Source organism: Ferroplasma sp. Type II (genome assembly GCF_000496155.1).
In genome coordinates, this window is sequence record NZ_KI542709.1 from 18509 (window position 1) to 43384 (window position 24876).

Genomic DNA, 24876 nt, shown 5'->3' on the forward strand with positions numbered 1-24876 from the left:
AAATTATTAATATTTCTCTTGGTACAATTTAATGGAAGTTGGATTAATGTTCTTCATCTTTTATTCTTTTCCTGCTTTTCCCGAAGACCCTTACAAGGCTGACTCTGGGAATTTTCTTTTTCACAATTTTGATGTAACCCTTAGATCCCATAATATACTTAAGGGCATAAACTCCGGAAACCAGTGCCAAGACGGAAAGGCTGATCTCTATAGCAGGCAGCCCTAAATAGCTTATTGTGATAAATATTGTGGCCATTCCTATCAGGGGTATAATAAAGAAATATTTCTGTTCCCTGAGATGTTTGGGATTGTCATTTTTCACCCGTCTCCATAGCATTATAGCTGAAAAATCAATTATAGAATATGCAATGAGGACTGACACGTTTGATGCCTCTATTATTGTTGAAAAACCAACGAAATATACGAATAACAGGCTGATAGCCATTGACAATAGAATTGAATATACAGGAGTACCGAATTTGTCTATTTTTCCAAATGTACCGGGAATCTCATTGTCCCTTCCCATGGCATAGAGAACCCTGCTTGTCCCCAGTATGCCGGTGAGCACCACTCCCGCAGTGGCAGTAATTCCCCCAATGGCGATAATTATAAGCAGGTATGGATTGTGCAAAACCCCTATTGCAGCTGATAGTGGCGCTGAAGCCGATGCAAGACCAGAAGCAGGAATGAGTCCTATAGCTACAACTAGCAACGACAGCATAGAGGGCAGAGGATATTATTATGGAAATTATGATTGCTTTAGGTATATTTTTCTCGGGATTTTTTACTTCGTCGCCAACGGTTGTGATACGTGAAAACCCTGTAAATGCGAAGAATATAAGAGCCGAGCCTTCCATTACCCCGGTAAATCCGTGTGGTGCAAAGTTTGAAAAATCGGCGAATTTGAAATAAAATAATCCAGAGACAACGAAAATAATTAGAATTATCACATTAACTCCAACAAGAATGGACAATGTCTTGGCAGAGTTTTTTATTCCCAGCATATTTAATATTGCAAACATTATGATTACCGGAATTCCAAAAACTATCAGGTTTATATGGAGATGAAAAAGGGCATTTATATAGCTCCCCATGCTCAGTGAAACAGCAGAAATGGCAATCATGTTGGAGAATGTCCACATAGTTCCGCCCACAAATCCTGCAGATGGTGCAAATGATTCCTTTGCGTATTCGTAAACACCTCCTTCCTTTGATATATGCTGTGCTATCTCTGAGAAGCTTAGCCCTGTGAATATGGCTATGACTGCAGAAACAAAAATTGAGATTATAATGGCAGGACCTGCCATCCCGGCCGCTATACCTATAATAACAAAAATTCCTGCGCCTATTATTGCTCCCAGATTGATAATTACCGCAGAACGCAATCCGAGAATTCTTTTTAATCCATAGGAGGCCATATAACTCAATAGTATTCCTTCATAAATCAAACTATCGATTTTTGCAAATTAGCGATAACTGATCAAAAAAAATTTAATAATAGTTTCGAATCATTACTATATGTGCGGGGACTGCATAGATGAAAGCTGCAAATGCGATAACTGCTACAATTATAGACATTATTCTGCGTGCCCCATATGCGGGCATACAGTATTTCTTGACTGCTGCCAGGGTTTTATTAAACATAAATATGATATTGATTTTAAGCTGAATCAGGATTCGAAATAATCCTTTATACGTTTCAGTGCATCCTCGGTTCCCTGCTCGAAGTGACCCTGTAATTTTTTTGAAAAGGCTCTCAACATGGGTGAAAGTTTGATATTCCAGTAAGATACTATTTTCACAGGATTATCACCCTCCAACCGGGTTATTTTTTCTCCTGTAAAGGGCCCTTTTATATACTTTTCATTGAGTGTGAAATTGTCCTCATTTGATTCCAGTTCCATTTTCCCCTTTCCAGGAAAGGCGAACTGAACCATATAATAATTGCCTTCTTTCTCTATGCTCCTGGTTCCATGCCAGAATTCGGGTATTTTTTTGTAATCCTTTACCAGTTCCCAGATATCCTTTTTGCTGGAATTGACATCTATTTCTTTTTGAAATTCCATGGATACCTATGTGTATAGTATATATCAATTTTTATGAATATATTTGTTTCAATACCAATGCTTATATATAAAACACAGTTTATATTTTGAGGATTTTTATGAAAAATATAGACAATAGAGAGGATTTAGTAACAATTTATTCTACAATGATAAAAAGCCGGAAATATGAAGAAAAGCTCAGGGATATCTATCTCAGTGATAAGAAGCCCCTTTTCAGCATTGCAGCTGGAAAGATTCCAGGAGAAATGCATCTCTCTGCAGGTCAGGAGCCTTCCGCAGCATGGATGTCCGTGCTTCTCAGGGATAATGATTTTGTTTACAGCACACACAGGCCACATCATACCGCCATATCCAAGGGTGTGGATTTGAACAGGATGACAGCGGAGATAATGGGAAAGCATGGTGGATTAAGCAAGGGAAAGGGAGGTCATATGCATATTTTTGACACAAAGGTAAATTTTGCCTGTGCAGGCATTGTGGGCTCATCATTCCCTCCTGCACTGGGGGCTGCACTGGCATCAAAACTGGATGGAAATGACAGCATAGCCGTGGCATATGGAGGAGATGGATCTTTAAACCAGGGCATGTTCCTTGAATCATTGAATCTTGCATCACTCTGGAAATTGCCGGTAATTTTTGTAATAGAAAACAATGACTGGGCAATTTCAGTGGAAACTAAGGATTCCACACCACTTGAAAATGACGCTATCAGGGCAAAGGGATTTGGCATGCCTGGGGTGCATATAAAGGACAACGACCCGGTAAAAATGTATGAGGCAGCAGAAAAGGCCGTAAAACGTGCCAGGAGTGGAGAGGGGCCAACACTTATAAGTATAGATACATACAGGTATTACGGGCATTTTGAGGGAGACCCGGAAGTATACCGCCCAAAGAACCAGGTAAAGGAACTTCTTGCAAAGGATCCAATAAAAATAATGGGAGCGGAACTCATTGAAAAGGGAATTATCACAAAAGATGAAGATGACAGAATCAACAACTCGGCCATGGAGGAGATAAACCAGGCATTCGCATTCGCCGAAAACAGCCCATTACCTATTGGGGACGATGCAATGGATGATGTATACGCCCCTGTAAATTATTCCATAAATCCTACAACTAAGGGAAGAAAAATACCCATGTATATTGCAATTTCTGAGGCCATTTCACAGGAAATGGAGGGAAACGCCAATGTGCTTTACATGGGTGAAGATGTGGGAAAATACGGTGGAATATTTGGTGCAACAACCGGACTGCTTGCAAAGTTCGGGCCTGAGAGGATAAGGGACACGCCAATTAGTGAATCCGCATTCATCGGATCTGCTGCAGGGCTGGCGGCTGCGGGCAAGAGGCCAATAGTTGAATTGATGTTTTCGGATTTCGTGGGAGTTACTCTTGACCCAATAATGAATCATATTGCAAAAAACCATTATATGTCAGGAGGTTCAGTGAAAATGCCGGTTGTAATAACCACTGCCGTTGGAGGAGGTTACGGCGATGCAGCACAGCATTCACAGACATTGTATGCACTATTTGGACACATTCCAGGTCTGAAAGTGGTAGTTCCCTCAAACAGCTATGATGCAAAAGGCCTAATGATATCTGCAATAAAGGACAATAATCCTGTTGTTTATATGTTCCACAAGGGCCTGCTTGGTTTGCCATGGATGCCTTATCCACAATCAACGGTAACCGAAGTGCCTGAAGAAGAATATACCATACCCATAGGAAAAGCAAATATTGTAAGGAAGGGAACTGATGTAACTATAGTTGGAATCGGTTCTACTGTGCATATGGCACTGGAAGCGGCTGAAAAACTGGAAGAGGGAAAAATTAGCGCAGAGGTGATAGACCTGAGGAGCATAAAGCCGCTGGATACTGACACCGTTATCAATTCAGTCAGCAAAACAGGGTCTTTGATTGTGGCAGATGAGGATTACCGGGCATTTGGACTCACATCTGAAATAATATCGACAGTCAGCCAGAAACTATTTGGAAAAATGAAAACGGCTCCTGCAAGGGTATCGTCTCCAGATATTCCGGTACCATACAGCCAGAGAATGGAAAAATATTCACTTCCCGACAGCAAAAAAATCATAGATGCAGTAAAGGAGATGCTGAAGAGATGATTGTGAAAGTCCCCGAATTGTGGAATGTTAACGATCTTGGAAAGGCAATAGTTACCCAGTGGTATGTAGGCGTTGGAGATATTATAAAGGAGGATATGCCGGTGTGCCAGATTATGGCGGCAAAGGTCACTATTGAGGTAAATACCAATGTCAGAGGCAAAGTCAAGAAACTTTTGCAGGATATAAATGCGGAAATAGTCCCTGGAGATGACCTGATAGAAATTGAGAGCTCATAGAAAATAATATAATTTATAAAATTTTTAATTTTTCCTCTTTCTTGGCATTAGGGCATATATTGCCAGTGACGCAACAATAGCCAGTATACCTAAGGTTATGGCCCATTTTATAATCTATTTTATTGTTTATGGGCGCAGGGATGTGGTTCGCATTATCCCTTGTAAATGCCACTGTGATATTTTTTGCATTGCCGTTCACATTGAAAGTACCATTTCCACTGGAAACAGAATAGCCTGAAACGGGTGTTACACTGTAGTTATATGTTCCATTATACAGGGTGAAGGTTATATTGCCTTTATCTGAGTGCAAAATATTTCCATTGACATCCACAGACCATTCAGTACCCGCAGACAGGCCTGTTTCAGTAAAGGTAACATTATATGAATGCCTTGTACTGAAACTGTAAGATTGCCCTGCTGAAAGGCTGTAGGTGTGGTTATAAACAGCCTGCCCAGATTTAGAGTACAGTGTGAGATTGTAAATACCGGGGTTAAGCGTAAGATTTATGGATTCACCTGTGTAATTATATCTCATTCCATTCAACGTAATATAACCATTTTTAAGGTAGGCTGTAAAATTCATATCTGAAACATTTCCTGAGTTATATAATTCCCCGAGGCTGGTATTTCCTGTTTTAACAGTTGCCATGGGAATCCCTGATGCAGAATTATAACCTATTGATGCATTGTAGACTCCCTCTGCTGTGTCACTGCCATGGTTGTAAGTATCAGAGACTGCCTGGTAATTATTTCCATTCCAGTACTCCAGTGCCATGGTGAGATTTGCATCCATAATTTTCGTTTTCGTGCCATTTCCTGGGCCACCCAGAATAAACCCTGCATCTATTGGAAGGTGATTCGGGTTACACTCACTTCCATTTACTATAAAGTTATAATTACTGGAAACATTTGTGGCAAAGGTAAAATTCAGTTTATCATATGTTACCCAGCCACTGCCATTATTATATTGCATATGGACATGTGGATATCCACCACTGGCATATGATATACTCCTGAGTTCCAGATGACTGTAATTAAATGGAAAAAACGTCCCATTGTTAGCAGCATCGTAATAAAATTTTTCTGAGCCGAATGAATGTACAGTGCCATTGCCACATATGGTGCTATTATGCATCTCAGAGTTCGAGGATGTAAAATTCCATACATTGTCTATAATAGCTACATTGTGGCTTGATGTGTTCAGTATTGCCACATTCTGAACCCAGTAACTGTAATTTGTACCTGCATTGTCAAAGCTAAGTATAAGGTTAAGCTGAATTCCCATATTATGTGGACAACTTGCAATAGAGGCGTTGTAGGTTTTTAAATGTGTAATGTTCACAATTCCGGTAAATGACGTTGAATTGAAATAGAGTCCAGTTCCATTGGGGCCAATTCCATAATCAACTATGCCCATGGGAGCGGGTTCTTTAGAATAATAATCATGAGGTTGAACAACATTGCTATTAACTGCCACACTGTTATTTGTACCAGCTGTATGATCCATTACGAATGCACTTCCTCCGGCAATTGATAAAATCATGGAAATGGAGATGGCAATAACAGCATACTTTTTCATTATATAACTTAGTATTATAAAATATAAAAAGGTTGCCGGATGCCAATATTTGAGAACATAATTAACTTAGTATTCTTTCTTCATTTTATACGGCAATGAATGATGCAATTAGGTGGAAGAAAAAACAATGATAATATCCATAAATTGAAATTAAAAGGAAAATGCAAATTACAAAAATTCAAAACTGGTGGAGAAGGCTTTCAGGGATTTTGGATACAGAACTTGATATCGTATTGCAATAATAACTGGATAAAACTTCAGGAATCGAGAGGAAAAGAAAATTATTTGCTGCCTGAACCAGATTCATTTGCCACTGCATTTTTCTTCCCGACAACTGTAATATAGGACATCATCGATCCTATTACCAGGACTATCATAGAAACCAGAAGAGCATAATGTAACCCTACTATAAACTTTGTGGATAATCCGCCCTGGAGCCTGTCAACACCCAGGAACACCTCAAAAGTTACGTATCTTGGTACAGTGGAAGCTGCTACAGTTATGGCTATGACATAACTCAACAGTGTTCCTATGTTTGTTAGTGTTCTCAATAAGCCGGAAGATGAACCATACAATTCCTTGGGAGAATTAGCCATCACAGAGCTTGTGTTTGATGGCCAGAACATTGATCCGCCAAACCCAGTTATAATTGATCCTACTATTACAACATATAAAGGTGTAGTGACACCGAGGAACAGATAAACTACTATGCCAGCTGCCATTAGAAGTATACCAGTGCCTGCAAGTATTCCCGGTGCAACCCTGTCAGATAATTTCCCCATCTTTGGCGATAGGAAACTGGAAAGCAGATACCCTGGAACCAGGACAAGTGATGCATAAAATGGGGATAACCCACGTACACCCTGAAGATACATTATAAGAATGAATATTACAGAGAGGAAGCCGATTGCCTGAAATGTTGCAGCCAATAGGGACATGGAAAGTTTTCTGTTTTTGAATGCCCTGGTGTCTATGACTGGACTTTTTGACCTTTTCTCAAGTATGGCAAATGGGATTATTAGGATTAGCCCTATGACAACTAAAACAAGGTTGAAATAGTTAGCACCCACCGATGCGACTTCTATTGCACCATATGATATGAGACCTAGCATTGCTACCATAAACGTTGTTCCTGTATAATCTATCTTTGCGCCGGATTTTTTGTTGTCTCTTATGTATTTTGATGCAATGTAGAATCCTATTAGCCCTATTGGTACGTTTATATAAAATATGTAGCGCCATCCTATAAATGTGGTTATTATTCCACCGAGAACTATACCAAGTACCCCACCTATGCTCCAGCCCATACTCGTGATTCCGAATGCCCTGCCTCTTATACGTGCAGGGAAATAATCAGCTATAATGGCGTTACTGTTTGCCTGTAGCAGTACTGCACCGAAGCCCTGCACTACCCTTGATATTATAAGAAAATTAATTGTTGGTGATGCACCGGACATTGCCGAACCTATTATGAAAATTATAAATCCAGTGTTGAATATCCTGCCCCTGCCGAAGATGTCTCCAAGCTTGCCCATCTGTGTTGTCAAAGTAGCAAGAACAAGGAGATACACTAATATAACCCATATGGTACTTATGAAAGGGGCATGGAAGTCAACGGTCAGTGTTGGCAAGGCAAGTATCACAATTGTGGTGTCTATTGCAGACATCAACATACCTATTAAAACACTGACAAGAATGTACATATTTTTTTTATCTTCCGATTGCATCATTTTTAATCACTTTGGCAGTCGGGTCACTGCAGCGGGAAAAGTACTCCCATGTTTCAAAGAGTTTCGGTGAAACAATAGTTAATTAATAAATTAAATTTAAAAGTTTTGTATTGTTTTACACATCAATTTACAGGAAAAACCACTGGGTTTACAATGTGCATAAATATTGGAAATAGAACGTCTAAATACTATTTTTATATGATAATATTAACAATAGGAATTGCCGGGGTACTTGAATCAGAGGTAAAATCTTACAAATACCAGTTGAGCAATGGGAATTCAGAACTGGTGGAGATGAAGCCTCTACGCTCAAAGAATTTAATATATGTGCATATGTAAGTTCTGTCAGTGAAACCGGAAGATCCTATCCTTTAGCATGAGGTAGCTCACTGGAAATTATGGTGCTTAATTCAGAATATGGATTCTTATTTTTTTCACTTTTTATTCTAGAAATATTCAGGTTTTCAATGAGGTCCAGCGTTTTCATTCCATCTGCCCTTGTAACTATGTTTTTGCATACGGTATCATGACCACGCTGCATGTGGACTCCCGCTGCACACATGAGTATTATGTACTGATACGTTGTTTTTTCTATTCCAGTGCTGTTTCTCCAGTTATTTTCCAGTACTTCATGGGCCTCCCAGTAACGATTCTCTTTTATGAGATATATGGCATATGGAAATGACTGTACATTTTGTATATAATTTATGCTGAATGTAAAGAAATTTTTTCCCATAATTGATGCCGTAATGCTGTTTATTCGTATAAAATAGGAGAGTTCTACACCGTGTTCCTCTATTCTTAGGTCGTATACAGAGGGATCAAGTGATTTCAAACGCCTGAACAGGCAGTCCCTGTTGTGCCTGTCCAAATCCATTTTATATATGTTTATGTACCTTCCCGGACTCCAGTTTTCCTGCATCTGACTCACCATTATGTGCCAAAAAAATCATCAAGGCTTTCATTTGAAGTAATCTTGCCGATTCTTATTCCTATCCGCCTTAATTTTCTCTGATCGGAATCCAGAATTTTTTCCATGAGGCTTTCAGCAATTTCATATGCGCTGTTTTTATTTATCCTGCCTCCGGTAATTGATCTGGAAACAATATCAAGATCTTCCATTATTCCTATGGCAGATATTTCACCAGGAATTCCGGGAGCCTTCCCATATGCTGAATCCACGGCTTTCCTGACAATGGGCATAATTATGAATTTGTCTCGTGTATTTTCTGGCAATGTTATATAACGCCCAAAGTTTTTCCTTATCCTTTCTTCCACAGGCTTATTGTACCGGTTTTCTGCTATTTCAACCAGATAAGTATATTTCGCATTCCCTAAAATGTCAATCATTGCCCTGGGATCCCTATTCAGAATATCTTTTATGTATACTATTCCGGCATCCTTAAGTTTGGTTGAAAGAACAGTCCCGACACCAGGTATTTTCTTTACCTCTAAGTTATTCAGAAACCCATCCACCTGGAATTCGTCTATGTATTTTATTCCATCCGGCTTTGCCATATCGCCCAATATCTTTGCTATAACCTTATTGATTGATATGCCCAGGGAAGCCTTCATTCCGTGTTCCCTGAAAATTGCCTCCTTAATTTCCTTACCAAGTTCAACTGCCTTCTGAAATGTACTGCATTCTTCTGTAACATCTATGTATGCTTCATCAATGCTTGCGATTTCTATTTTATCCGAATATGTTGATATGGTATTCATAACCCTGTCGGAGAATTCCTTGTAAAAATCCTTTCTTATGGGTATAAATACAGCTCGATCCTTTCCTATTTTCATTGCCTGTGGTAGCGGCATGCCTGATTTAATTCCTATGGACCTGGCCAGGTAATTTGATGTTGCAACAGCCCCACTGTTTTCAGTTCTTCCAGAGTAAACACAAACCACAACAGGTTTGTCCTTAATGGCAGGATTCATTATCTCCTCTACCTGTGCATAAAAATAATCAAAATCTATGAATATAATGAAAGGCATGGTATAATATCAACACTTCTAATTTAATTTTTCCCATATAATTTTAAAATTTAGAGTGTGAGGGAGTTCATCCCCAGTTCCCCCGGGTCTCTTTTTATATCCTTTATCCTGCGGTAAATTTCAAGGGATATTCCTGCCTTGTCAATCTTTTTGATTTCATCCGTTTTATTCCTTGAAATTATTGTATAATCGTTTTTTGTGTCGCCAAATGGTGTTTTATCAAAGCTGTTGAGCAATACCATGTCCGGATCTGATTTTTCAAATTTCTTGCTGTTGTAGGTTTTCCCGCTTTCCAGATTGAACAGTACCAGTACTGCACCAGGTGCCATCTGCCTTATCCTGTCTCTGACCTTTGGCCTGGGTGTTAAAGTGAGATCGTGTTCAGAATTACTATCAAGCTTTTTTTTGCTTTCTTTGAGATCAAAATCCATCAATGCCATGGGCATTATTATGTAATCATATTTGTTTACAGTAATGTATGTATTTATTTCTATAATTATCTCCCTTAAATTGTATTTTTCCATATATGTCACATAACCCGGAATATCATATTCTGAATTTCCCACATATGTAATTATTGAGGCTCCCAGTCTAAATGCGTTTCTTGCCAGCCAGTAGCCGGTGTATCCTGATGACCTGTTGGTTATAACCCTGACGGGATCTATGGGCAATTCACTTCTACCTGCAATTATCAATACATTCTTTCCCCTGAGCTCATTACCAAAAACCGATCTGCATAGATAGTCTATTATCCTATCGTTGTCGGCTATCTTCGCTTTGGTATCATCATATTCAGGATCAACAACCAGTACACCATGCTTTTTCAATTTTTCAATATTCTCCTTATTTACTGGATTCTCCATCATATCCCGGTGCATGGCAGGTACAACAACTATGCTGTTCCCATGGCCCAGTGCATAGGAAAAGAATAATGATGGAATATTATCTGATATCCCATTTGCCATCTTCCCTATGGTATTATAGGATGCAGGAGCAACCAGAAGTATTGTATTGTCATCAAACATTGATATATGCTCTATGTTTCCTGTTATTTCTGTTAGCACAGGATTTCCAGTTGCCCATTCCATAATAGTTTTCCCGATCATGGACACAGCGGACGGGCTCATTGCGGATATCACTGATGCCCCCTCACGCTTAAGATCCCGGATCAGGTCGGGAATCCTGTATATTGATATACTTGCAGAACTTGCTACTATAACCTTTTTACCTGACAGCATGTTCTCGAAATGTGATTCTATGTAGTTCATATTTATAATAGTCTTTCATGACTTAAATTTTTTATCTATTAAATCATGGATTCGGATGATTCCGATTCCAGAGAAACCCTGAAATTGTATTAATTCAGAAACGTTAATGAAAGATACCGTTGCAATCACTTGAAATCAACCAGGAGCGGATGTATGAACATTTATCCACCATGGAAAAGAATGCGATATTTGCTGGTTATGAATAGTTTAAGGTTAAAAACGGGAAAGATATATATAACATATGATTTATATAAACATTCAAGTGAGGGATATAAATGTCAGGAAAAAAATACACTGGAGAGGAGAAATACAATATAATAATGGAATCATTCCAGAACCCTAGTATTACAATAGAATCAATATGCAGGGAACATGGAATAGCAGTATCAATGTTTTATAGATGGAAAAAACAGTTTCTTGAGGGTGGAAGAAATGGGCTTGCTGGAAAGGCCCCTGATAAAACCCTACTAAAAGAGAATGCTAAATTAAAGGCGATAATAGGTGAAATGGATACTCCAGAATTAAGAACAGGCATTGAACTAAGAAAAGAGGGGAAACTTGGACAGGCCACACGTGTTTTTTCTTCCTATGTGGATAAGAATCCAAAAGATCCATTTGGCTGGTACTACCTCGCAATAACACTCGATAACAGATCAAAAGAAGGTGATGCGATTCCTTGTTATAAGAAGGCTATTAGCCTTGAAATTGAACGGCCACTACTAATAAATGCCTATTTATTCCTGGGAAGTTCCCTTAGGAAGACCGGTAATCCAACGGAAGCTTTAGTTGCTTTCCAAAAAGCTGAGAGCATGGGCTGCCGAGACGCTTTTCTATTTTATTCTAAAGCAAAAGCATTTTTTTTAGTGGGAAACCTAGATGAGGCTCAAAAATCTGCCGAGCAGGCCATTAAGGTTAACCCAAGAGCCCCAGTCTACAGGAAGCTATTAACGATAATTAAGTCCAGCCTAACAAAAGTTAACAGGTGAAAGTGTTCATATAATCAACGTATCTTTATTCCTTGAACAGTCATGGTATAATTTATAATTATTTTGATTGTTTTATTTTGATATATAATATTCCTGATATTATTATCATTATAAAATCCAGTATTATAGCATCTACAGCAGATGCTGTCCACGGAAGTTTCTTATTGAAAAGTGGTGCTGGAGCTAACCTGGATTCAAGCAATAGTATTGTATTCAGTATATAAAAAATAAAGGCAGGCAGATAGAATTCCCTTTTATTACTAACATATATCATTGCCACAACTATTGAAATTGCAATTACAAAGCCGAAAAAAGCTTTAACTATATAGGGTAGTGTTAATCCTAGCAATGTCATGTGTATTCCGGCCCATATTGAAGCACCAAATATACCAAGCCATCTTAGTACATCAATTACCTTGTTTGCCATATTTTTAATAAATAGGTCATATTATTAATTTCTTCTGGTAGATTATATACAAATTACATGCAAATTATATACAAATTGCTTTAGATACAATATTTTACAAGTTCATAATAAAATGGACACGATGGTTCATGTCAAAGCAACAACTACTGAACTGATATATATCTCCTGCAGTACATGCTGGAATCTACTGAATATCTCCTGCATGTTTAGAATACGGCACCGTTGATTTTCAGTTTAGGAATTGAATTTCATTATTAATTTTTTTAACAAATTTTGCTGTAAGTTAGTGGAAAAAGGAAAATGTTTTAAATTAATAATGCATTTATTAGTTATGGAAGCTAATCCAGAACATATTATGAAAACTGCAAATATGCTTAAAATCCTTGGACTTTCGTCATATGAAGCCCAGGCTTTTGCCTCACTAGTGTATCATGGTGTGGCAAACGCTGATACTATTGCGGACACGGCCGGGATCCCGAGAACATCAGCCTACAAGGTTATGGAATCCCTTGTTTCCAGGGGATTTGCAAGAGAAACTGAGGGTAGGCCCAGAATGTTCAAACCGGAGGATATGGGCAAGATAAGGGAGAATTTTATCAACGATGTAAATAAGTTATTTGATGATTTAAGGGAACTCCAGGATGTACTTCCATCCAAAGGAGACCCGCAGCTTGTATTCACTATTTATGGACGATCCAAGGTAATGAATAAAATGGCTGAAATGTTCGATTTGACGGAAAGGGAAATTCTTATAGCAACACCAAGAATCAGGGAAATCAGAAGCGAACTGAAGAAGAATATTGACAATGCTCTGAAAAGAGGTGTAAAGGTAGTTTTTATTACACCACCCAACAAAAGGGTGCCACACAATACAATAGTATACAGAAAAGAGGGGCTTATAGCAACAGATGTGGCAAGCGACGATTCACGTGCAATGCTTGCAGGCGCTGACCTTGATGCATGCGGCTACACTGATAATCCAATACTTTCATTGCATGTACTGCAATTTATCAATATGATGATGAATGATGATATCAAAATGTGATTTCAGTGAAACCAACAAACTGGTTGGAGGACATGTCTCCATTGCAGGAGGCGTTGATCTTGCCCCGAAACGCGCTGCCAGTTTTGGGTTCAACACATTCCAGATATTTGTAAAAAGTAACCTACAGTGGAAGTATAAGGAAATCACTGAGGAGGAATCTAAAAATTTCAGAGGAGAGGTTGAAAAGTTTAATCTGAAAACTCCGGTTGTGCATGCAACGTACCTTTTGAATTTGGGATCAGATAACCGGGAACTTGTGCAAAAGTCCATCGAGGACCTGAAATATGAAGTACGGGCATGCAACAGTCTGGGAATTGAAAAACTTGTACTGCATCCTGGTTCTAACCAAGACAGAGAAAGGGCCATGGATTCCATAATGGAATTAATGAATTCCATTGAAACGGGAAATGTGACGTTACTCATAGAAAATTCATCCGGCAAGGGAAGTACTGTTCCAGCAACAATAGAAGAAATGGCTAAAATGATGGATTTGTCAAAAAACAAAATCGGTTTATGCCTGGATACATGCCATTTGTTTGCTAAAGGTTACGATATAAAGGATAAATATGAAGAAAACATTGAAACAATGAAGTCAAATGGTATTATTGATCATATAGGTGCTATGCATATAAATGACTCAATGTTCGGTTTGGGAACCAAGAAGGACAGACATGAAAACATTGGTATGGGGTATATAGGAGATACGGGATTTGCAAATATAATAAATGACAGGTTATTCAATAATATACCCATGATTATGGAAACTCCAGGTGGAGATGAGCACTATGCTGAAAACCTTGAAAAACTGAAAAGTCTGCTGGTCAACTACCCTAGCTCACGCAGGGGGCATGTCCCGTGAGGGACAACGCAAGAGTTGATTAGGGGGCTTTAAAAACATGGAGAAACATATGAAAGAGAAGCAGAAGTTAGATAGGAGAGATACATACACACCTGCGGATGCTCCACAAGTCCGTGGCAACTGTGATCATGCATTAAACAGAGAGGAAACTCTCAGTGTGCATGGTTTAAAAACCCCTTCTAACAACCCCGATGTGGACCTACAGTCAGGCATGACTGGACAGGACCTGAGGGTTCCCGTCATAAACATGCGCAATGAATCATTAATGCCAACATCACCAGGAAAGGCGAGAAGACTTTTAAAATGGGATAAGACAAGAGTGATCAGTTCCAATCCATTCACTATTCAGCTCCTCTATGCAACTGGAGAGACAAAGCAGCCAGTAACATTAGGTATAGATGCAGGATATAAGCACATTGGATTCTCTGCAGTCACAGAAAAAAGAGAATTGATCTCTGGAGAAGCTGTCATGAGAACGGATATACCGAAACTGAACGTGGAGAAATCCATGTACCGCAGGAACAGGAGAAACAGGCTGTGGTACAGGCAACCACGGTTTATGAACCGGGGGAACAACAGGGAGGGATGGTTTGCGCCCAGCATAGATCACAAACTACAGACGCACATAAGACTGATTGAGAAACTGAAGAGGATCCTTCCCGTATCCAAGGTTATTATTGAGGTTGCTTCATTCGATCAGCAGAAGATGAAGAATCCTGAGATAAGTGGGATAGAATACCAGCAGGGAGAACTTCAGGGATATGAAATCAGGGAATACCTCCTTGAAAAGTTCCATAGAAAGTGTGTGTACTGTGGAAAGACCAATGTACCCCTGGAGATTGAGCATCTCACACCTAAATCCAGAGGCGGTTCCAATACAGTAGACAACCTTGCCATCTCATGCCATGAATGCAACCAGAAGAAGAACAACCTTACCGCAGAAGAGTTTGGATATCCTGAAGTGAGAAAAACGGCATCGATGCCATTGAGAGATGCAGCATTCATGAACACCGTAAGGTGGAAGCTCACTCAGCTTACGGAAGCAATACATACATTCGGGTACATCACAAAGAAGAACCGTATTTCCCCTGGGCTGGATAAGAGCCATGCCAACGATGCATTTGTGATTGCTGGAGGAACCACGCAGGCAAGATCCACTGTTTTTAATGTAACACAGAGAAGGAGAAATAACCGTTCCCTTCAAATAAACAGAAAGGGATTCAGGCCATCAATAAGAAGGAGAAGATACCCCTTACAACCCGGTGATGTAGTGGAATTCGGGGAGAGCAGATACGGCGTTGTTGGGGTTCATAGTTATGGAAATTATGTAATAATAAGGAATGGTGAAAAGAAGATGGATGTTAACATAAAGAAGGTAAAGTTGGTAAAATACGGCAAGGGACTGGGGTTCACTACCCAATTCTTTCCCACGCTATCGCATATGGTCTCCTTGGAGGGGAGTTAGATGAATATAAAAGAATTCAAACCATATTTATTTACCGGTGACATAAGTGATTATGTTTCACCACCCTTTGATACAATAACGGTTGAGCAGGAAAAGAAATTACGTTCTTCAAAATTTAATATCACTGCACTTAGTCTTCCAGAATACAGGAATAATGGCATGAGCCAGGAAAAGCTAATTCAGAAATGGATCGCTGAAAATGTCATTTACCAGTATAATAAGGATATTATAATTATATTGAAACAGGTATTTTATATTAACAAAGAGGCAACCACAAGATATGGAATCATATCCCTCACAGAAATTGACAGCATGTTAAAGGTTCATGAAAACACATTTGAAAAACAGGTTATGGAAAGAAAAACGGTAATGAGAGAACTCAACGGAGAACCTGAGCCTATATTTATTGTTGTACCTAACAATGGGTTTGACAAAATTGTAAGAAGATATGCTAACAGCCTTGAAGAAAGATTCAAATTTGAGGAACCAAGTGGAGTAGAAAACCATGTGTATTTTCTCGAAGACCCTGATAAGATAGCTAAATTGCGGGAAGCTGTAAGGAATGACCAGGGAATAGTTGCAGACGGACATCACCGGACACAGGCAATAAAGGATATAAAACAAGAAACTGGAGACAGTTTCTGGAATTATGCAATGTCCTATATAACATCAATCTACGATAACGGGTTAATGATCGGTGGTGTTGACAGACTTGTATACAGAATAAACTTTGAGGAAAATCTTCCAAAAATCAGGAATCTGTTTGATGTCACAGTAGAACGGGCAATTGTGGAAGACAATGATTTAAGGGTATATAGCAAGGGCGTATTTTACAGGTTAGTTCCCAAGAAATTCGTAATAGATGAGACATTTGGTACTAAATATCCAATTTCAACAGAAATAATAAACCAGATTTTGTTTGTGGATGCACTGGGTATAAACAAAAATGACATTGAGACTAAAGTAGGATATATATACAACACCACAGACGCCATAAATGCAGTGGATATGCATGAATGTGACTTTGCTATAATAATTCCACCATGGCAGAAGGATGTATTTCTGAAAATGACCCTCGAGGGAGTAATATTCCCACAGAAATCAACATATTTTTATCCAAAAATCCCATCAGGAATTGCTATTTACCTTAAGCCATCGTAGCTCAGCAGGAAGAGTGGCTGATTCGTAATCAGCAGGTCGCGAGTTCAAATCTCGCCGATGGCTTGCTGTTGAATATATAAAATTAATACAAATTATTGATAACTACATAGTTCTAGATGTGAGCTAAATACATCATGCCAAAGCGTTGAGACACAACACTACTATTTTCTTCAGTTGAAATGTGAAGATGATAGAGAAATCCTGATCAATATTTCAATTAATTCTGGCAAGAAAATGTACTATCAGAAGAATCTTTGTTGAAGCTCTGAGGAAAAAACCTGCTAAAAATTATTCTACACAAATTCTTTAACAAATATAATTTTATTATCCTTGAACAATATTGCGATCTCGTAGCTCCTGTTTATATCATTAAAACTTGTATGTACAGTCCAGTTTCCGGTATATGTATCATATTTCATTTCCCTTATGTGCATATTTTCCACACCGGAATAGTTGCCGGATATGTATTTCCTGACAAAAGCAGCAGCTTTTTCACGGTCTTCCATCTTTATAGATGAGTGAAAAATATAAAACACTTATCCATATTGTTGCTTAATCGTTCAAAAAGTATTATAATAAGAGTATGCATTATTGAGCATACAATTTAAATTAACCATTGACAAAATGGAAGATTTAAAGCAGATCATCACAGACCAGATCACAAAAATGGAAAATATTTCTCCTGAGACGATAGAGACAGAAGATATTTTCTATTATTCAGGTTTGAAAAAATGGACTGCCAGAGTAGCTTTTGCCATTGCTGGCAAAGACTATAGGGCAAGCATGGATATACTGGAAGATGGGATGGTAACAAGATATCAGCAGAGGGAAAAACATGAGGACAGATGATTGCCCGCTAAGCATTGCCTTAAAACCACTCAGGGGAAAATGGGAACCCCTGATAATAAAGTATCTCTCCATGAATGGGAGTTCGGGATACAACGAAATATACAATTCCATAGAAAATATTACGCCCAAGGCTCTCACAGAGGCATTACGGATTCTCTCTGAGGACGGGATAATCAATAAGAATTTTGTATCAATGAAGCCTCTACGTGTCATATATACCTTAACTGAAAAGGGAAAAGCCATGATGGCTCCACTGGACGCTATTGAATCACTGAATGGAAAGCAGAAAAAACTAAATAGCTAATTTTGGTTAATCCTTACATGTCAGAACGTTCATATTACGGCGGCAATTCCAGGGATCGAATAAATGGCATATCAAGACTCCTTTTAATCGTTTCAGTGGTATTCTTCATCGCTGCTTCCCTTGTAAATAGCATATATACAATAACGGCACATTTCAGTGTTTTATACAAAATAGGAATTTTATTAGTAATCATGTTCGACATTTTCTATGGATCAATAATATTCAGCATTTACCAGTCTGGTAAGTTTGATATTACTGATCGATTTATATTCATGTCACTTGTCCTTTTTTTCCTTCTCTTTTTTTCCGAGATCATACTGGAAATAAGCACAGGTTCCAATATTTTTCCTGCTATAATAGGCTTTGTTGGTCTCGCATTCGGTTATATGTACTATTTCTTCAAGAATGATGAACTTCTTTCAAGGATAATGATAATAATAGCAGCAATGCTTGTATATATAGGCATGGTGGGTTATCCACTTGCACCATATATCTACGTTTTTGGAACGTCATACCTTAACTCCGCCCTATGGGCACAGGCATTCGTAGCCATGGAAATCCTTCTTGTCCTGACGTTCATATTCAAGCCAACTGCAATGATATCGGACTTTATATCAAGTTCAGCAAAGCCTTTTGGAATATTTATCTTCGGCATAGGATTGCTTATAACAGGGGCATCCATGGCTTCCTTCAATGTGGCCCACATGCCAGCTGCACTGGGAGATTCCATATCCGGCTTACTTATAATAGCAGGGATATTCGCTCTAATAACAGGCATACTGTTTATAATAATGTCAATAATGGAATTCTATGAATCTGTAATAGAACCAAGAATTCATTTCATTAGATAAAAATTATATTTAATCAGGTTATTATTAGCTATGACTTTTGAGGACCTGAACGAGTTTATAAAATACCAGGAAAACAATAACGACCTGGTAAGAATTAACGAGGAAGTTGATCCGGAACTGGAATTAACATACATACTTAGCGAAGAGGAGCGTATAGGAAAGAAAAGAACCATGCTGTTCAATAATGTGAAAGGGTCAAGCATGCCGGTAATAGGCAATATATTTTCTTCGGACAAAAAAATAGAGGCTATTCTTGGTGATACTCCATACAATATAGGGCTTAAATTGAAGAATATAGTACGCATTCCAGATGACACAGAATCCATGATATCCCGGGGCCTGGAAATGCTCAAGGAAATGAGCGGGATAAAGCCAAAGGTGTACAGCAGGAAAAACTCTGAATTTGAGGTTGTGGAACCCCATCTGTCTAGCTACCCCATAACAAAGAACTGGCCTGCGGATGGAGGGAGGTATATTACAATGCCCGTTGTCATAACAAAGGATCCTGATACAGGTACCAGAAATGTAGGAACATACAGGATGCAGGTATATGATGATGAAACAGTGGGAATGCACTGGCATATACACAAAGGTGGCGCTGAGCATATGGATAAATACAAACAGGAAGGAAAAATAATGGATGTTGCTGTGGCCATTGGTGTGGACCCACTGACCTTTTTTTCATCCATAGCTCCATTGCCAAATGGCATTGATGAATTTTCATTCAGGGGAATTCTTGCAAAGAAACATCTTGAACTCATCAAGGGTGAAACAGTTAACCTTGAGTACCCAAGAAGCTCACAGATAGTTCTTGAGGGATACATTGACCCCTCGGAAACCAGAATTGAAGGCCCCTTCGGAGACCATACAGGATATTATTCCCTTGAGGAAGCTTTTCCGGTATTTCATATCAAGAAAGTTATACAGAAAATCAATCCCATTTATGCTACGACCATAGTGGGAAAACTGTGGCATGAGGATGTAAGGATAGGAAAAGCCATAGAAAAGATGTTTCTTCCATTAATACAGATACAGATACCCGAAATAGTGGATATGAACATACCGGAGGAAACAGTAGTAAGCAATATGATTGTAGTTTCCATAAAGAAAAGGTATCCAGGGCAGGCAAAGAAGGTAATGTTTGCCATATGGGGAACAGGGCAGATGATGTTCACAAAAATTGTGGTAGTTGTAGATGATGATATTGATGTCCATGATATGAAACAAGTTATGTGGGCAATGACCACACGCATTGATCCGGTTAACGATGTTTTCATGATTCCCAATACACCAACAGATTCCCTGGACCACCCTGCGAGGCTTTTTAATTTAGGTTCAAAGATGGGTATAGATGCAACGAAAAAATCTCCAGCAGAAAATTACAACAGGCCATGGCCCGATACATTATCAATGACACCTGATATAGAGAGAAAAGCTGATGAATTAATAAAAAAGCTGGAGCAAGCACACAGCTGATCAGGATATTTTTCTGAATTTAAGGGAAATAAGTTCTCCAGAAATGTTTATTTTTCTTTCATATCCATCGAAATTAAGGGATTCTGCATACTGCTTTGAAATAGAATGCTTTCTATGCTGTGATACTGGAGATTTGTAATATTCCTGCATGAATTCTATTATAAGGAATGCCCCGTTGGTATTTAGTTTTGAAAGTATGTATTTAATATTATTGTCCCTGTCCTGCCAGTGGTGGAATGATAGTGTTGTATATATGAGGTCAAAATTGTTTCCGAAGGGTATATCCCTGCTGCTTCCAAGCTGGCACTGGGCCTTTATATTTGCCTTTGCAAAGTTCTTTTGTTCTGCCTTCACCATATACCTGGAAGGGTCGATTGCAAAAAATTTGGCATCTGGAAATTTCTGGGAAACCATTACAGAGAGCCTCCCGGGGCCAGCACCTAGATCCAGTATTGATGAAGGTTTCATATCATTCATTTCTTCAAGAGCATAATTATAGAGTTTCTTAATAAACCTCCAGGCCATAAGATTGTAAAATGATGCTGTAAAAAATCCAAACTTTTCTTCACCCTCTAGATAATATTCTTTCATGCAACCTTATAATGAATATGGATTATAAATTTTCTATGATAATTGATGGATAAATTGGTTATAATATTTGTGCTATCTTTTAATATGGGATTCAATGGATTTTCATGCAGGTAAAATTTACCGATTTTTACAATCAGTATAATTTTCTCTGGATATTTAATATTCTATATCATGACTGATTTTACAGGAAATTTTTGTAACTGTATTTCTAATTGAGCCATGAAAAAATTAAATTATGTACATATAATGTAAGGTCGTGGATACAGTTATAATGGCAGGAGGAACGGGGAGTAGGATGGGTACAAGTAAAAAAATGCTCCTTGAAATAAATGGAGAAAAAATTATAGACAGGGTTGTAAGGATACTCCATAGCCAGAATTTTAGGATTAGCCTCTGTATAAGTGAAAATACATTATTTCTCCATGAATACCCAGAGGTACGAATTGTCATGGGAAAGGGGAGTTATGCTGAGGATCTTAGTTTTGCCGTAGGTATGTGCTCATTACCCGTTCTTGTAGTTCCAGCTGATGTTATATTTTCTCCAGAAATGATTGAAAATTTCATAGAACAAAGTATTTCTCTGGAAACTGGGATAGTGACCCTGATGGTAAATAATAAATTATCCGGAATATCCATATTCTTCAAAAATCCGGGCAATGAAAACCTTCCTTACAGGAATATAAAAATCGAAAGAGAAGATTTCTTTAACCTTAATTTTTCGGAAGACTATAGAAGAGCAATAGAATATTTAGAAAAATAGCAAAATTTTTTTAACATGTGTACATTTGAGTAGTACTGGACTAGACCGGGGAGCTAGGCACTCCCTGTGACCCGTGCCGAAATGCGGGGGCGACTGTCTGGCGAGGGCAACCAGGCCTTTGGCAGTCTCCATGGAATCGTAGAGTCTCTGTCCTTTTGGATCGGGGGTTTGCATATATAACCTCAAAGGATGATATATATGCAATTTGTCGGGAAAACCCCACTAGGCCCGGAAGGGAACACTGGTATTCCGAACCATCGATGCTGAGAGGGTGCGGGGAGGAGAGGAAGTGGAGGACGCTACCAAAACACCTGGACCGAACCAGATGTGTCCAGTATTATGATTATTTATGTATAAAATCATTCAGGATCCGGTTAACGGACCAGTAAAAATTGACGGGCTGTTCAGCGAAATTGTGGATTCACAGTATTTTCAAAGACTTAGATATATAAAGCAACTTGGGCTCTGCAACCTTGTATTTCCCGGTGCAAACCATTCAAGATTCGAGCATTCCTTAGGCACCATGTTTATGGCACACGAACTTTCCGAGGCACTGGAGATAAAAGATGAGATACCATCCATTGCAGCGCTTCTGCACGATATAGGGCATATGCCATTCAGCCATGGACTCGAAAATGAGTTTTACGGCCTTTACAAAGTTGTCCACGAGGATTTGACGAGAAAGATTATACTGGGAGAGAATCCATATGATGATAGTACTATTCCAGATATATTGGAAAAATACGGTTACAGTCCATCTGACATAGCTGATGTGGCTACTGGTTCGTCGAAAAAATATCCATTATTTTCCACGATGATAAGCGGACCAATTGATGTGGATGAGATTGATTATCTCAGAAGAGATGCATTATTCTGTGGTGTTACAATGGGGCAAATCGACTATAAGAGGCTTTTCAACACACTAATGGTAAATGGTTCAGACCTTGTGGGAGTTGAAAAATCCATACCAACCATAGAGTCCATAATTATTACAAGAATATTGATGTATAATACGGTTTACTTCCATAAAACCTGCAGGATAGCACAGAGAATGCTGGGATATGCATATCTAGACAACGATAAAAAGAACGTGGATGACATGAAAATGACCGATTTCCAGTTCATTGAAAAACTCCTAAATGGAAAATCATCAGAACTGGTTAAAAGGGTTATGAACAGGAACCTGTTCAAGGTGGCATACAGGGGGAATTATACTGTAGAAAGAATAGTGGAAATAAAATCTCTTTTGGGTGATTTACCGGAACATGAATATATTGTGGATATTGTCCCCCCATTATATTTTGCTGGCAGCACCAGGATAAAAAATTATGCGAAGGTACATTACAGAGGCAGAATGGAAAACATAAACAATGTATCATCCATGGCAATGGCACTATCTGGTGAAATGGAAAATAAACAGATACTGGTGTCAGCATCAGATAGAGTATATGGAAAAATAAGAAAATTGATGGTTATAAAATGATATCCTACATCAATTTCAATAAATTATTACATATAATGACATAATTAACAGGTGCTTGTTAACTAATATATAAAATATATTTATATGTTAAATTGTTATTCTATTCTATGAAGAATATGAAGATAATTAAATTATGTGATTTAATTTCCAAGTATCCTGCCTATAGAACGAGTGCTGATAATTTATTCAAAATTATAAATAGTAATGATAATAATAATATACAAATTGATTTTGCTAATGTAATTGGCATAACACATTCTTTTGCTTCCCAATATAAAAAAAACAAATCCTTATGCAATAAAATTGTAAAAGAAGTAAACGAGAATGAAAACGTTCTGAAGATGTTTCAAATCTTAGATAAAACAAAAAGACCTATCAAAAATAATAATATTGAAAGAAAAACCTTTAGTTTATAATCAACAATAATCATAGATATTCATGTTGCCAATATCCTTTTTATTCTTGAATAAAATTCCGAAATGTGTTCGATTTATATTATATTCTGAACTCTGCATCATGGTGGTAAAAGTAGAGAGTTCAGGATAAATCAATAAATGTTATTGCCGCAGTCAATAATAAATTTAAGGAAAATTGCAAAATAAATTGATTTAAAAGGAATGATAACATATTAATTATTTTATAAGAAGTAGGTTTATGCTGGAAAAGCATTGCTTTACAGATATTATAGATATTAATTAATATCTGATCTAATTTTTAGATTTCATAAAAATTATTTGTTTTACTCGATATCAATCCAATATCAATGCGATTAAATAAATAGAAAATGTTATCAATGATGATAACATTATAAAATATATACAAGATAACTAATGTAATAAATGATCTTAAAAAATTACCTGCGTTCAATCTTAATATTGTGTCTAAATATTTCAATTCATATAGTTATGCGAAATTATTTGTGCACCGATTAAGAAAAAACAATACTTTATTTGAAATAGCCAATGGAATATATAGTTTTTATAATGACCCAATGATATATGCAACTAATATTTACTATCCATCCTATTTGTCATTTTCCTCTGCATTCCAATATTATGGTATAACAACACAGTTACCATTCAGGATTATGGTGGCCACATTTAAAAACAGGTCACTAAATGACATAGAACTTATAAAAATAAGTGATTTATATGGATATAAAAGGGACAGGTATAACGGCTTCGATATATTCATTGCTGAGCCTGAAAAGGCTGTTATAGATTCCATAATAAAAGGAAATACTCCATTAGATGAATTAAACAATGCAATAAAAATTTGTGATATCAGTAAACTTGAGAGATATGCGGTTAGATCGGGAAAAAAGGTATCCAGGATAACTGGCTATCTACTTGAAATGAATGAAATTGAATCAGAAATTTTAAGGGATTTTCTAGGAAATGACCGGAATATTGCATATACATATTATGAAGTTAAAAAAAATAATTGGATGGTGAGACAACGATTTCAGTAGAAGAACTAAAAAGAGGGGGTATTTCCAAAGGCCTAAAAAATATAGGGTTTATGGAGAAAGATTATTTTCAGGATTTATTACTATTGTTTATATCCAGAAATAATAACAGAGACGATTTCTAAAAACCTCGGTTTCTTAGAGAACTCTAACT

Annotated in this window: 26 protein-coding genes, 1 tRNA gene, 1 other RNA gene and 1 pseudogene; 18 read left to right on the top strand and 11 right to left on the bottom strand. The window is 37.8% G+C overall.

Annotated features, from left to right (window positions below; translation table 11 throughout):
- Positions 1–43: 43 nt before the first annotated feature.
- The 3 genes and pseudogenes from AMDU4_RS05400 to AMDU4_RS05410 all read right to left on the bottom strand — a co-directional run bounded on the left by AMDU4_RS05400 (position 44) and on the right by AMDU4_RS05410 (position 2066).
- Complete coding sequence (locus AMDU4_RS05400) at positions 44–721, bottom strand: amino acid permease (protein ID WP_021786972.1); 678 nt, start codon at positions 719–721, stop codon at positions 44–46.
- Between the two features lie 46 nt (positions 722–767).
- Positions 768–1418: pseudogene (locus tag AMDU4_RS05405) on the bottom strand (APC family permease); the annotation flags it as partial.
- A 252-nt stretch (positions 1419–1670) separates the two neighbouring features.
- Positions 1671–2066, bottom strand: a complete 396-nt coding sequence (locus tag AMDU4_RS05410; protein ID WP_021786975.1) for a hypothetical protein — start codon at positions 2064–2066, stop codon at positions 1671–1673.
- A 98-nt stretch (positions 2067–2164) separates the two neighbouring features.
- On the opposite strand from AMDU4_RS05410, the gene AMDU4_RS05415 reads away from it, so the two are divergent.
- Both AMDU4_RS05415 and AMDU4_RS05420 read left to right on the top strand, forming a co-directional pair.
- Positions 2165–4192: a pyruvate dehydrogenase complex E1 component subunit beta gene (locus AMDU4_RS05415; protein WP_021786976.1), complete on the top strand. Its 2028-nt coding sequence runs from the start codon at positions 2165–2167 to the stop codon at positions 4190–4192.
- 2 nt (positions 4193–4194) lie between these two features.
- On the top strand, positions 4195–4428 hold the full coding sequence (locus tag AMDU4_RS05420) for a biotin/lipoyl-containing protein (RefSeq protein ID WP_290704278.1): 234 nt from the start codon (positions 4195–4197) through the stop codon (positions 4426–4428).
- Positions 4429–4441: 13 nt separating this feature from the next.
- On the opposite strand, the gene AMDU4_RS05425 is transcribed toward AMDU4_RS05420, so the two are convergent.
- Both AMDU4_RS05425 and AMDU4_RS05430 read right to left on the bottom strand, forming a co-directional pair.
- Entirely contained in the window at positions 4442–6007 is a 1566-nt protein-coding gene (locus AMDU4_RS05425) for a thermopsin (RefSeq protein ID WP_021786978.1), read from the bottom strand.
- Between the two features lie 281 nt (positions 6008–6288).
- Positions 6289–7737, bottom strand: coding sequence for an MFS transporter (locus AMDU4_RS05430; protein ID WP_021786980.1), 1449 nt, complete (start codon positions 7735–7737; stop codon positions 6289–6291).
- A 198-nt stretch (positions 7738–7935) separates the two neighbouring features.
- Here AMDU4_RS05430 and AMDU4_RS05435 point away from each other — a divergent pair, with 198 nt between their 5' ends.
- Positions 7936–8076: a hypothetical protein gene (locus AMDU4_RS05435; RefSeq protein ID WP_290704281.1), complete on the top strand. Its 141-nt coding sequence runs from the start codon at positions 7936–7938 to the stop codon at positions 8074–8076.
- A gap of 25 nt (positions 8077–8101) precedes the next feature.
- Here the strand turns inward: AMDU4_RS05435 and AMDU4_RS05440 are convergent, their stop codons facing one another.
- Genes AMDU4_RS05440 through coaBC form a run of 3 tightly spaced genes read right to left on the bottom strand, consistent with a single transcriptional unit; the run spans position 8102 to position 10997 of the window.
- Positions 8102–8659, bottom strand: a complete 558-nt coding sequence (locus tag AMDU4_RS05440; protein ID WP_021786981.1) for a DUF309 domain-containing protein — start codon at positions 8657–8659, stop codon at positions 8102–8104.
- A gap of 11 nt (positions 8660–8670) precedes the next feature.
- Positions 8671–9729: a DNA polymerase IV gene (locus AMDU4_RS05445; protein ID WP_021786982.1), complete on the bottom strand. Its 1059-nt coding sequence runs from the start codon at positions 9727–9729 to the stop codon at positions 8671–8673.
- Positions 9730–9779: 50 nt separating this feature from the next.
- Positions 9780–10997: a bifunctional phosphopantothenoylcysteine decarboxylase/phosphopantothenate--cysteine ligase CoaBC gene (gene coaBC, locus AMDU4_RS05450; protein ID WP_021786983.1), complete on the bottom strand. Its 1218-nt coding sequence runs from the start codon at positions 10995–10997 to the stop codon at positions 9780–9782.
- Positions 10998–11272: 275 nt separating this feature from the next.
- Between coaBC and AMDU4_RS05455 the strand changes: the two genes are divergently transcribed.
- On the top strand, positions 11273–11983 hold the full coding sequence (locus AMDU4_RS05455) for a transposase (protein ID WP_021786984.1): 711 nt from the start codon (positions 11273–11275) through the stop codon (positions 11981–11983).
- Positions 11984–12041: 58 nt separating this feature from the next.
- On the opposite strand, the gene AMDU4_RS05460 is transcribed toward AMDU4_RS05455, so the two are convergent.
- Positions 12042–12410: a hypothetical protein gene (locus AMDU4_RS05460; protein ID WP_021786985.1), complete on the bottom strand. Its 369-nt coding sequence runs from the start codon at positions 12408–12410 to the stop codon at positions 12042–12044.
- Positions 12411–12741: 331 nt separating this feature from the next.
- Between AMDU4_RS05460 and AMDU4_RS05465 the strand changes: the two genes are divergently transcribed.
- The 5 genes from AMDU4_RS05465 (at position 12742) to AMDU4_RS05485 (ending at position 17003) form a co-directional block, all read left to right on the top strand.
- Complete coding sequence (locus tag AMDU4_RS05465; protein WP_290704284.1) at positions 12742–13455, top strand: TrmB family transcriptional regulator; 714 nt, start codon at positions 12742–12744, stop codon at positions 13453–13455.
- Positions 13436–14314 (top strand): deoxyribonuclease IV, encoded by an 879-nt coding sequence (locus tag AMDU4_RS05470; protein ID WP_021786987.1) that lies wholly within the window; start codon positions 13436–13438, stop codon positions 14312–14314. Before AMDU4_RS05465 ends, AMDU4_RS05470 begins: the two co-directional genes overlap by 20 nt.
- A 49-nt stretch (positions 14315–14363) precedes the next feature.
- Positions 14364–15779 carry an RNA-guided endonuclease IscB gene (gene iscB / locus AMDU4_RS05475; RefSeq protein WP_021786988.1) on the top strand — a complete coding sequence of 472 codons (1416 nt, stop codon included), beginning with the start codon at positions 14364–14366 and terminating at the stop codon, positions 15777–15779.
- Positions 15780–16940, top strand: coding sequence for a DUF1015 family protein (locus tag AMDU4_RS05480; RefSeq protein ID WP_021786989.1), 1161 nt, complete (start codon positions 15780–15782; stop codon positions 16938–16940). It begins immediately after the preceding gene.
- A tRNA-Thr gene (locus AMDU4_RS05485) sits at positions 16931–17003 on the top strand. Before AMDU4_RS05480 ends, AMDU4_RS05485 begins: the two co-directional genes overlap by 10 nt.
- A gap of 230 nt (positions 17004–17233) precedes the next feature.
- On the opposite strand, the gene AMDU4_RS05490 is transcribed toward AMDU4_RS05485, so the two are convergent.
- Positions 17234–17446, bottom strand: coding sequence for a hypothetical protein (locus AMDU4_RS05490; protein WP_021786990.1), 213 nt, complete (start codon positions 17444–17446; stop codon positions 17234–17236).
- Positions 17447–17564: 118 nt separating this feature from the next.
- On the opposite strand from AMDU4_RS05490, the gene AMDU4_RS05495 reads away from it, so the two are divergent.
- Genes AMDU4_RS05495 through AMDU4_RS05510 form a run of 4 tightly spaced genes read left to right on the top strand, consistent with a single transcriptional unit; the run spans position 17565 to position 20420 of the window.
- Positions 17565–17789, top strand: a complete 225-nt coding sequence (locus AMDU4_RS05495; protein ID WP_021786991.1) for a hypothetical protein — start codon at positions 17565–17567, stop codon at positions 17787–17789.
- Positions 17776–18093 carry a helix-turn-helix domain-containing protein gene (locus AMDU4_RS05500; protein WP_021786992.1) on the top strand — a complete coding sequence of 106 codons (318 nt, stop codon included), beginning with the start codon at positions 17776–17778 and terminating at the stop codon, positions 18091–18093. The genes AMDU4_RS05495 and AMDU4_RS05500 overlap by 14 nt, the downstream gene beginning before the upstream one ends.
- A 17-nt stretch (positions 18094–18110) precedes the next feature.
- Positions 18111–18944 (top strand): hypothetical protein, encoded by an 834-nt coding sequence (locus AMDU4_RS05505; protein WP_021786993.1) that lies wholly within the window; start codon positions 18111–18113, stop codon positions 18942–18944.
- 30 nt (positions 18945–18974) lie between these two features.
- Positions 18975–20420: a menaquinone biosynthesis decarboxylase gene (locus AMDU4_RS05510; RefSeq protein WP_021786994.1), complete on the top strand. Its 1446-nt coding sequence runs from the start codon at positions 18975–18977 to the stop codon at positions 20418–20420.
- Here the strand turns inward: AMDU4_RS05510 and AMDU4_RS05515 are convergent, their stop codons facing one another.
- Positions 20421–21011 (bottom strand): class I SAM-dependent methyltransferase, encoded by a 591-nt coding sequence (locus AMDU4_RS05515; protein WP_021786995.1) that lies wholly within the window; start codon positions 21009–21011, stop codon positions 20421–20423.
- 256 nt (positions 21012–21267) lie between these two features.
- Between AMDU4_RS05515 and AMDU4_RS05520 the strand changes: the two genes are divergently transcribed.
- The 5 genes from AMDU4_RS05520 (at position 21268) to AMDU4_RS05540 (ending at position 24725) form a co-directional block, all read left to right on the top strand.
- Positions 21268–21771 carry an NTP transferase domain-containing protein gene (locus AMDU4_RS05520; RefSeq protein ID WP_290704287.1) on the top strand — a complete coding sequence of 168 codons (504 nt, stop codon included), beginning with the start codon at positions 21268–21270 and terminating at the stop codon, positions 21769–21771.
- A gap of 33 nt (positions 21772–21804) precedes the next feature.
- An RNA gene (ffs, locus tag AMDU4_RS05525) (signal recognition particle sRNA) lies at positions 21805–22108 on the top strand.
- A gap of 12 nt (positions 22109–22120) precedes the next feature.
- Positions 22121–23254, top strand: a complete 1134-nt coding sequence (locus tag AMDU4_RS05530; RefSeq protein WP_021786997.1) for an HD domain-containing protein — start codon at positions 22121–22123, stop codon at positions 23252–23254.
- 107 nt (positions 23255–23361) lie between these two features.
- On the top strand, positions 23362–23670 hold the full coding sequence (locus AMDU4_RS05535; protein WP_021786998.1) for a hypothetical protein: 309 nt from the start codon (positions 23362–23364) through the stop codon (positions 23668–23670).
- Between the two features lie 671 nt (positions 23671–24341).
- Complete coding sequence (locus AMDU4_RS05540; protein ID WP_290704291.1) at positions 24342–24725, top strand: hypothetical protein; 384 nt, start codon at positions 24342–24344, stop codon at positions 24723–24725.
- Positions 24726–24876 lie beyond the last annotated feature (151 nt).

Coding starts and splice junctions, on each gene's coding strand:
- AMDU4_RS05400 (WP_021786972.1), bottom strand. CDS start 721: ATGCTGTCGTTGCTAGTTGTAGCTATAGGACTCATTCCTGCTTCTGGT.
- AMDU4_RS05500 (WP_021786992.1), top strand. CDS start 17,776: ATGAGGACAGATGATTGCCCGCTAAGCATTGCCTTAAAACCACTCAGG.
- AMDU4_RS05505 (WP_021786993.1), top strand. CDS start 18,111: ATGTCAGAACGTTCATATTACGGCGGCAATTCCAGGGATCGAATAAAT.
- AMDU4_RS05440 (WP_021786981.1), bottom strand. CDS start 8,659: ATGCAGGAAAACTGGAGTCCGGGAAGGTACATAAACATATATAAAATG.
- AMDU4_RS05445 (WP_021786982.1), bottom strand. CDS start 9,729: ATGCCTTTCATTATATTCATAGATTTTGATTATTTTTATGCACAGGTA.
- AMDU4_RS05510 (WP_021786994.1), top strand. CDS start 18,975: ATGACTTTTGAGGACCTGAACGAGTTTATAAAATACCAGGAAAACAAT.
- AMDU4_RS05430 (WP_021786980.1), bottom strand. CDS start 7,737: ATGATGCAATCGGAAGATAAAAAAAATATGTACATTCTTGTCAGTGTT.
- AMDU4_RS05495 (WP_021786991.1), top strand. CDS start 17,565: ATGGAAGATTTAAAGCAGATCATCACAGACCAGATCACAAAAATGGAA.
- AMDU4_RS05415 (WP_021786976.1), top strand. CDS start 2,165: ATGAAAAATATAGACAATAGAGAGGATTTAGTAACAATTTATTCTACA.
- coaBC (WP_021786983.1), bottom strand. CDS start 10,997: ATGAACTACATAGAATCACATTTCGAGAACATGCTGTCAGGTAAAAAG.
- AMDU4_RS05460 (WP_021786985.1), bottom strand. CDS start 12,410: ATGGCAAACAAGGTAATTGATGTACTAAGATGGCTTGGTATATTTGGT.
- AMDU4_RS05490 (WP_021786990.1), bottom strand. CDS start 17,446: ATGGAAGACCGTGAAAAAGCTGCTGCTTTTGTCAGGAAATACATATCC.
- AMDU4_RS05410 (WP_021786975.1), bottom strand. CDS start 2,066: ATGGAATTTCAAAAAGAAATAGATGTCAATTCCAGCAAAAAGGATATC.
- AMDU4_RS05540 (WP_290704291.1), top strand. CDS start 24,342: ATGGTGGCCACATTTAAAAACAGGTCACTAAATGACATAGAACTTATA.
- AMDU4_RS05480 (WP_021786989.1), top strand. CDS start 15,780: ATGAATATAAAAGAATTCAAACCATATTTATTTACCGGTGACATAAGT.
- AMDU4_RS05465 (WP_290704284.1), top strand. CDS start 12,742: ATGGAAGCTAATCCAGAACATATTATGAAAACTGCAAATATGCTTAAA.
- AMDU4_RS05425 (WP_021786978.1), bottom strand. CDS start 6,007: ATGAAAAAGTATGCTGTTATTGCCATCTCCATTTCCATGATTTTATCA.
- iscB (WP_021786988.1), top strand. CDS start 14,364: ATGAAAGAGAAGCAGAAGTTAGATAGGAGAGATACATACACACCTGCG.
- AMDU4_RS05515 (WP_021786995.1), bottom strand. CDS start 21,011: ATGAAAGAATATTATCTAGAGGGTGAAGAAAAGTTTGGATTTTTTACA.
- AMDU4_RS05435 (WP_290704281.1), top strand. CDS start 7,936: ATGATAATATTAACAATAGGAATTGCCGGGGTACTTGAATCAGAGGTA.
- AMDU4_RS05530 (WP_021786997.1), top strand. CDS start 22,121: ATGTATAAAATCATTCAGGATCCGGTTAACGGACCAGTAAAAATTGAC.
- AMDU4_RS05535 (WP_021786998.1), top strand. CDS start 23,362: ATGAAGAATATGAAGATAATTAAATTATGTGATTTAATTTCCAAGTAT.
- AMDU4_RS05470 (WP_021786987.1), top strand. CDS start 13,436: ATGATGATATCAAAATGTGATTTCAGTGAAACCAACAAACTGGTTGGA.
- AMDU4_RS05455 (WP_021786984.1), top strand. CDS start 11,273: ATGTCAGGAAAAAAATACACTGGAGAGGAGAAATACAATATAATAATG.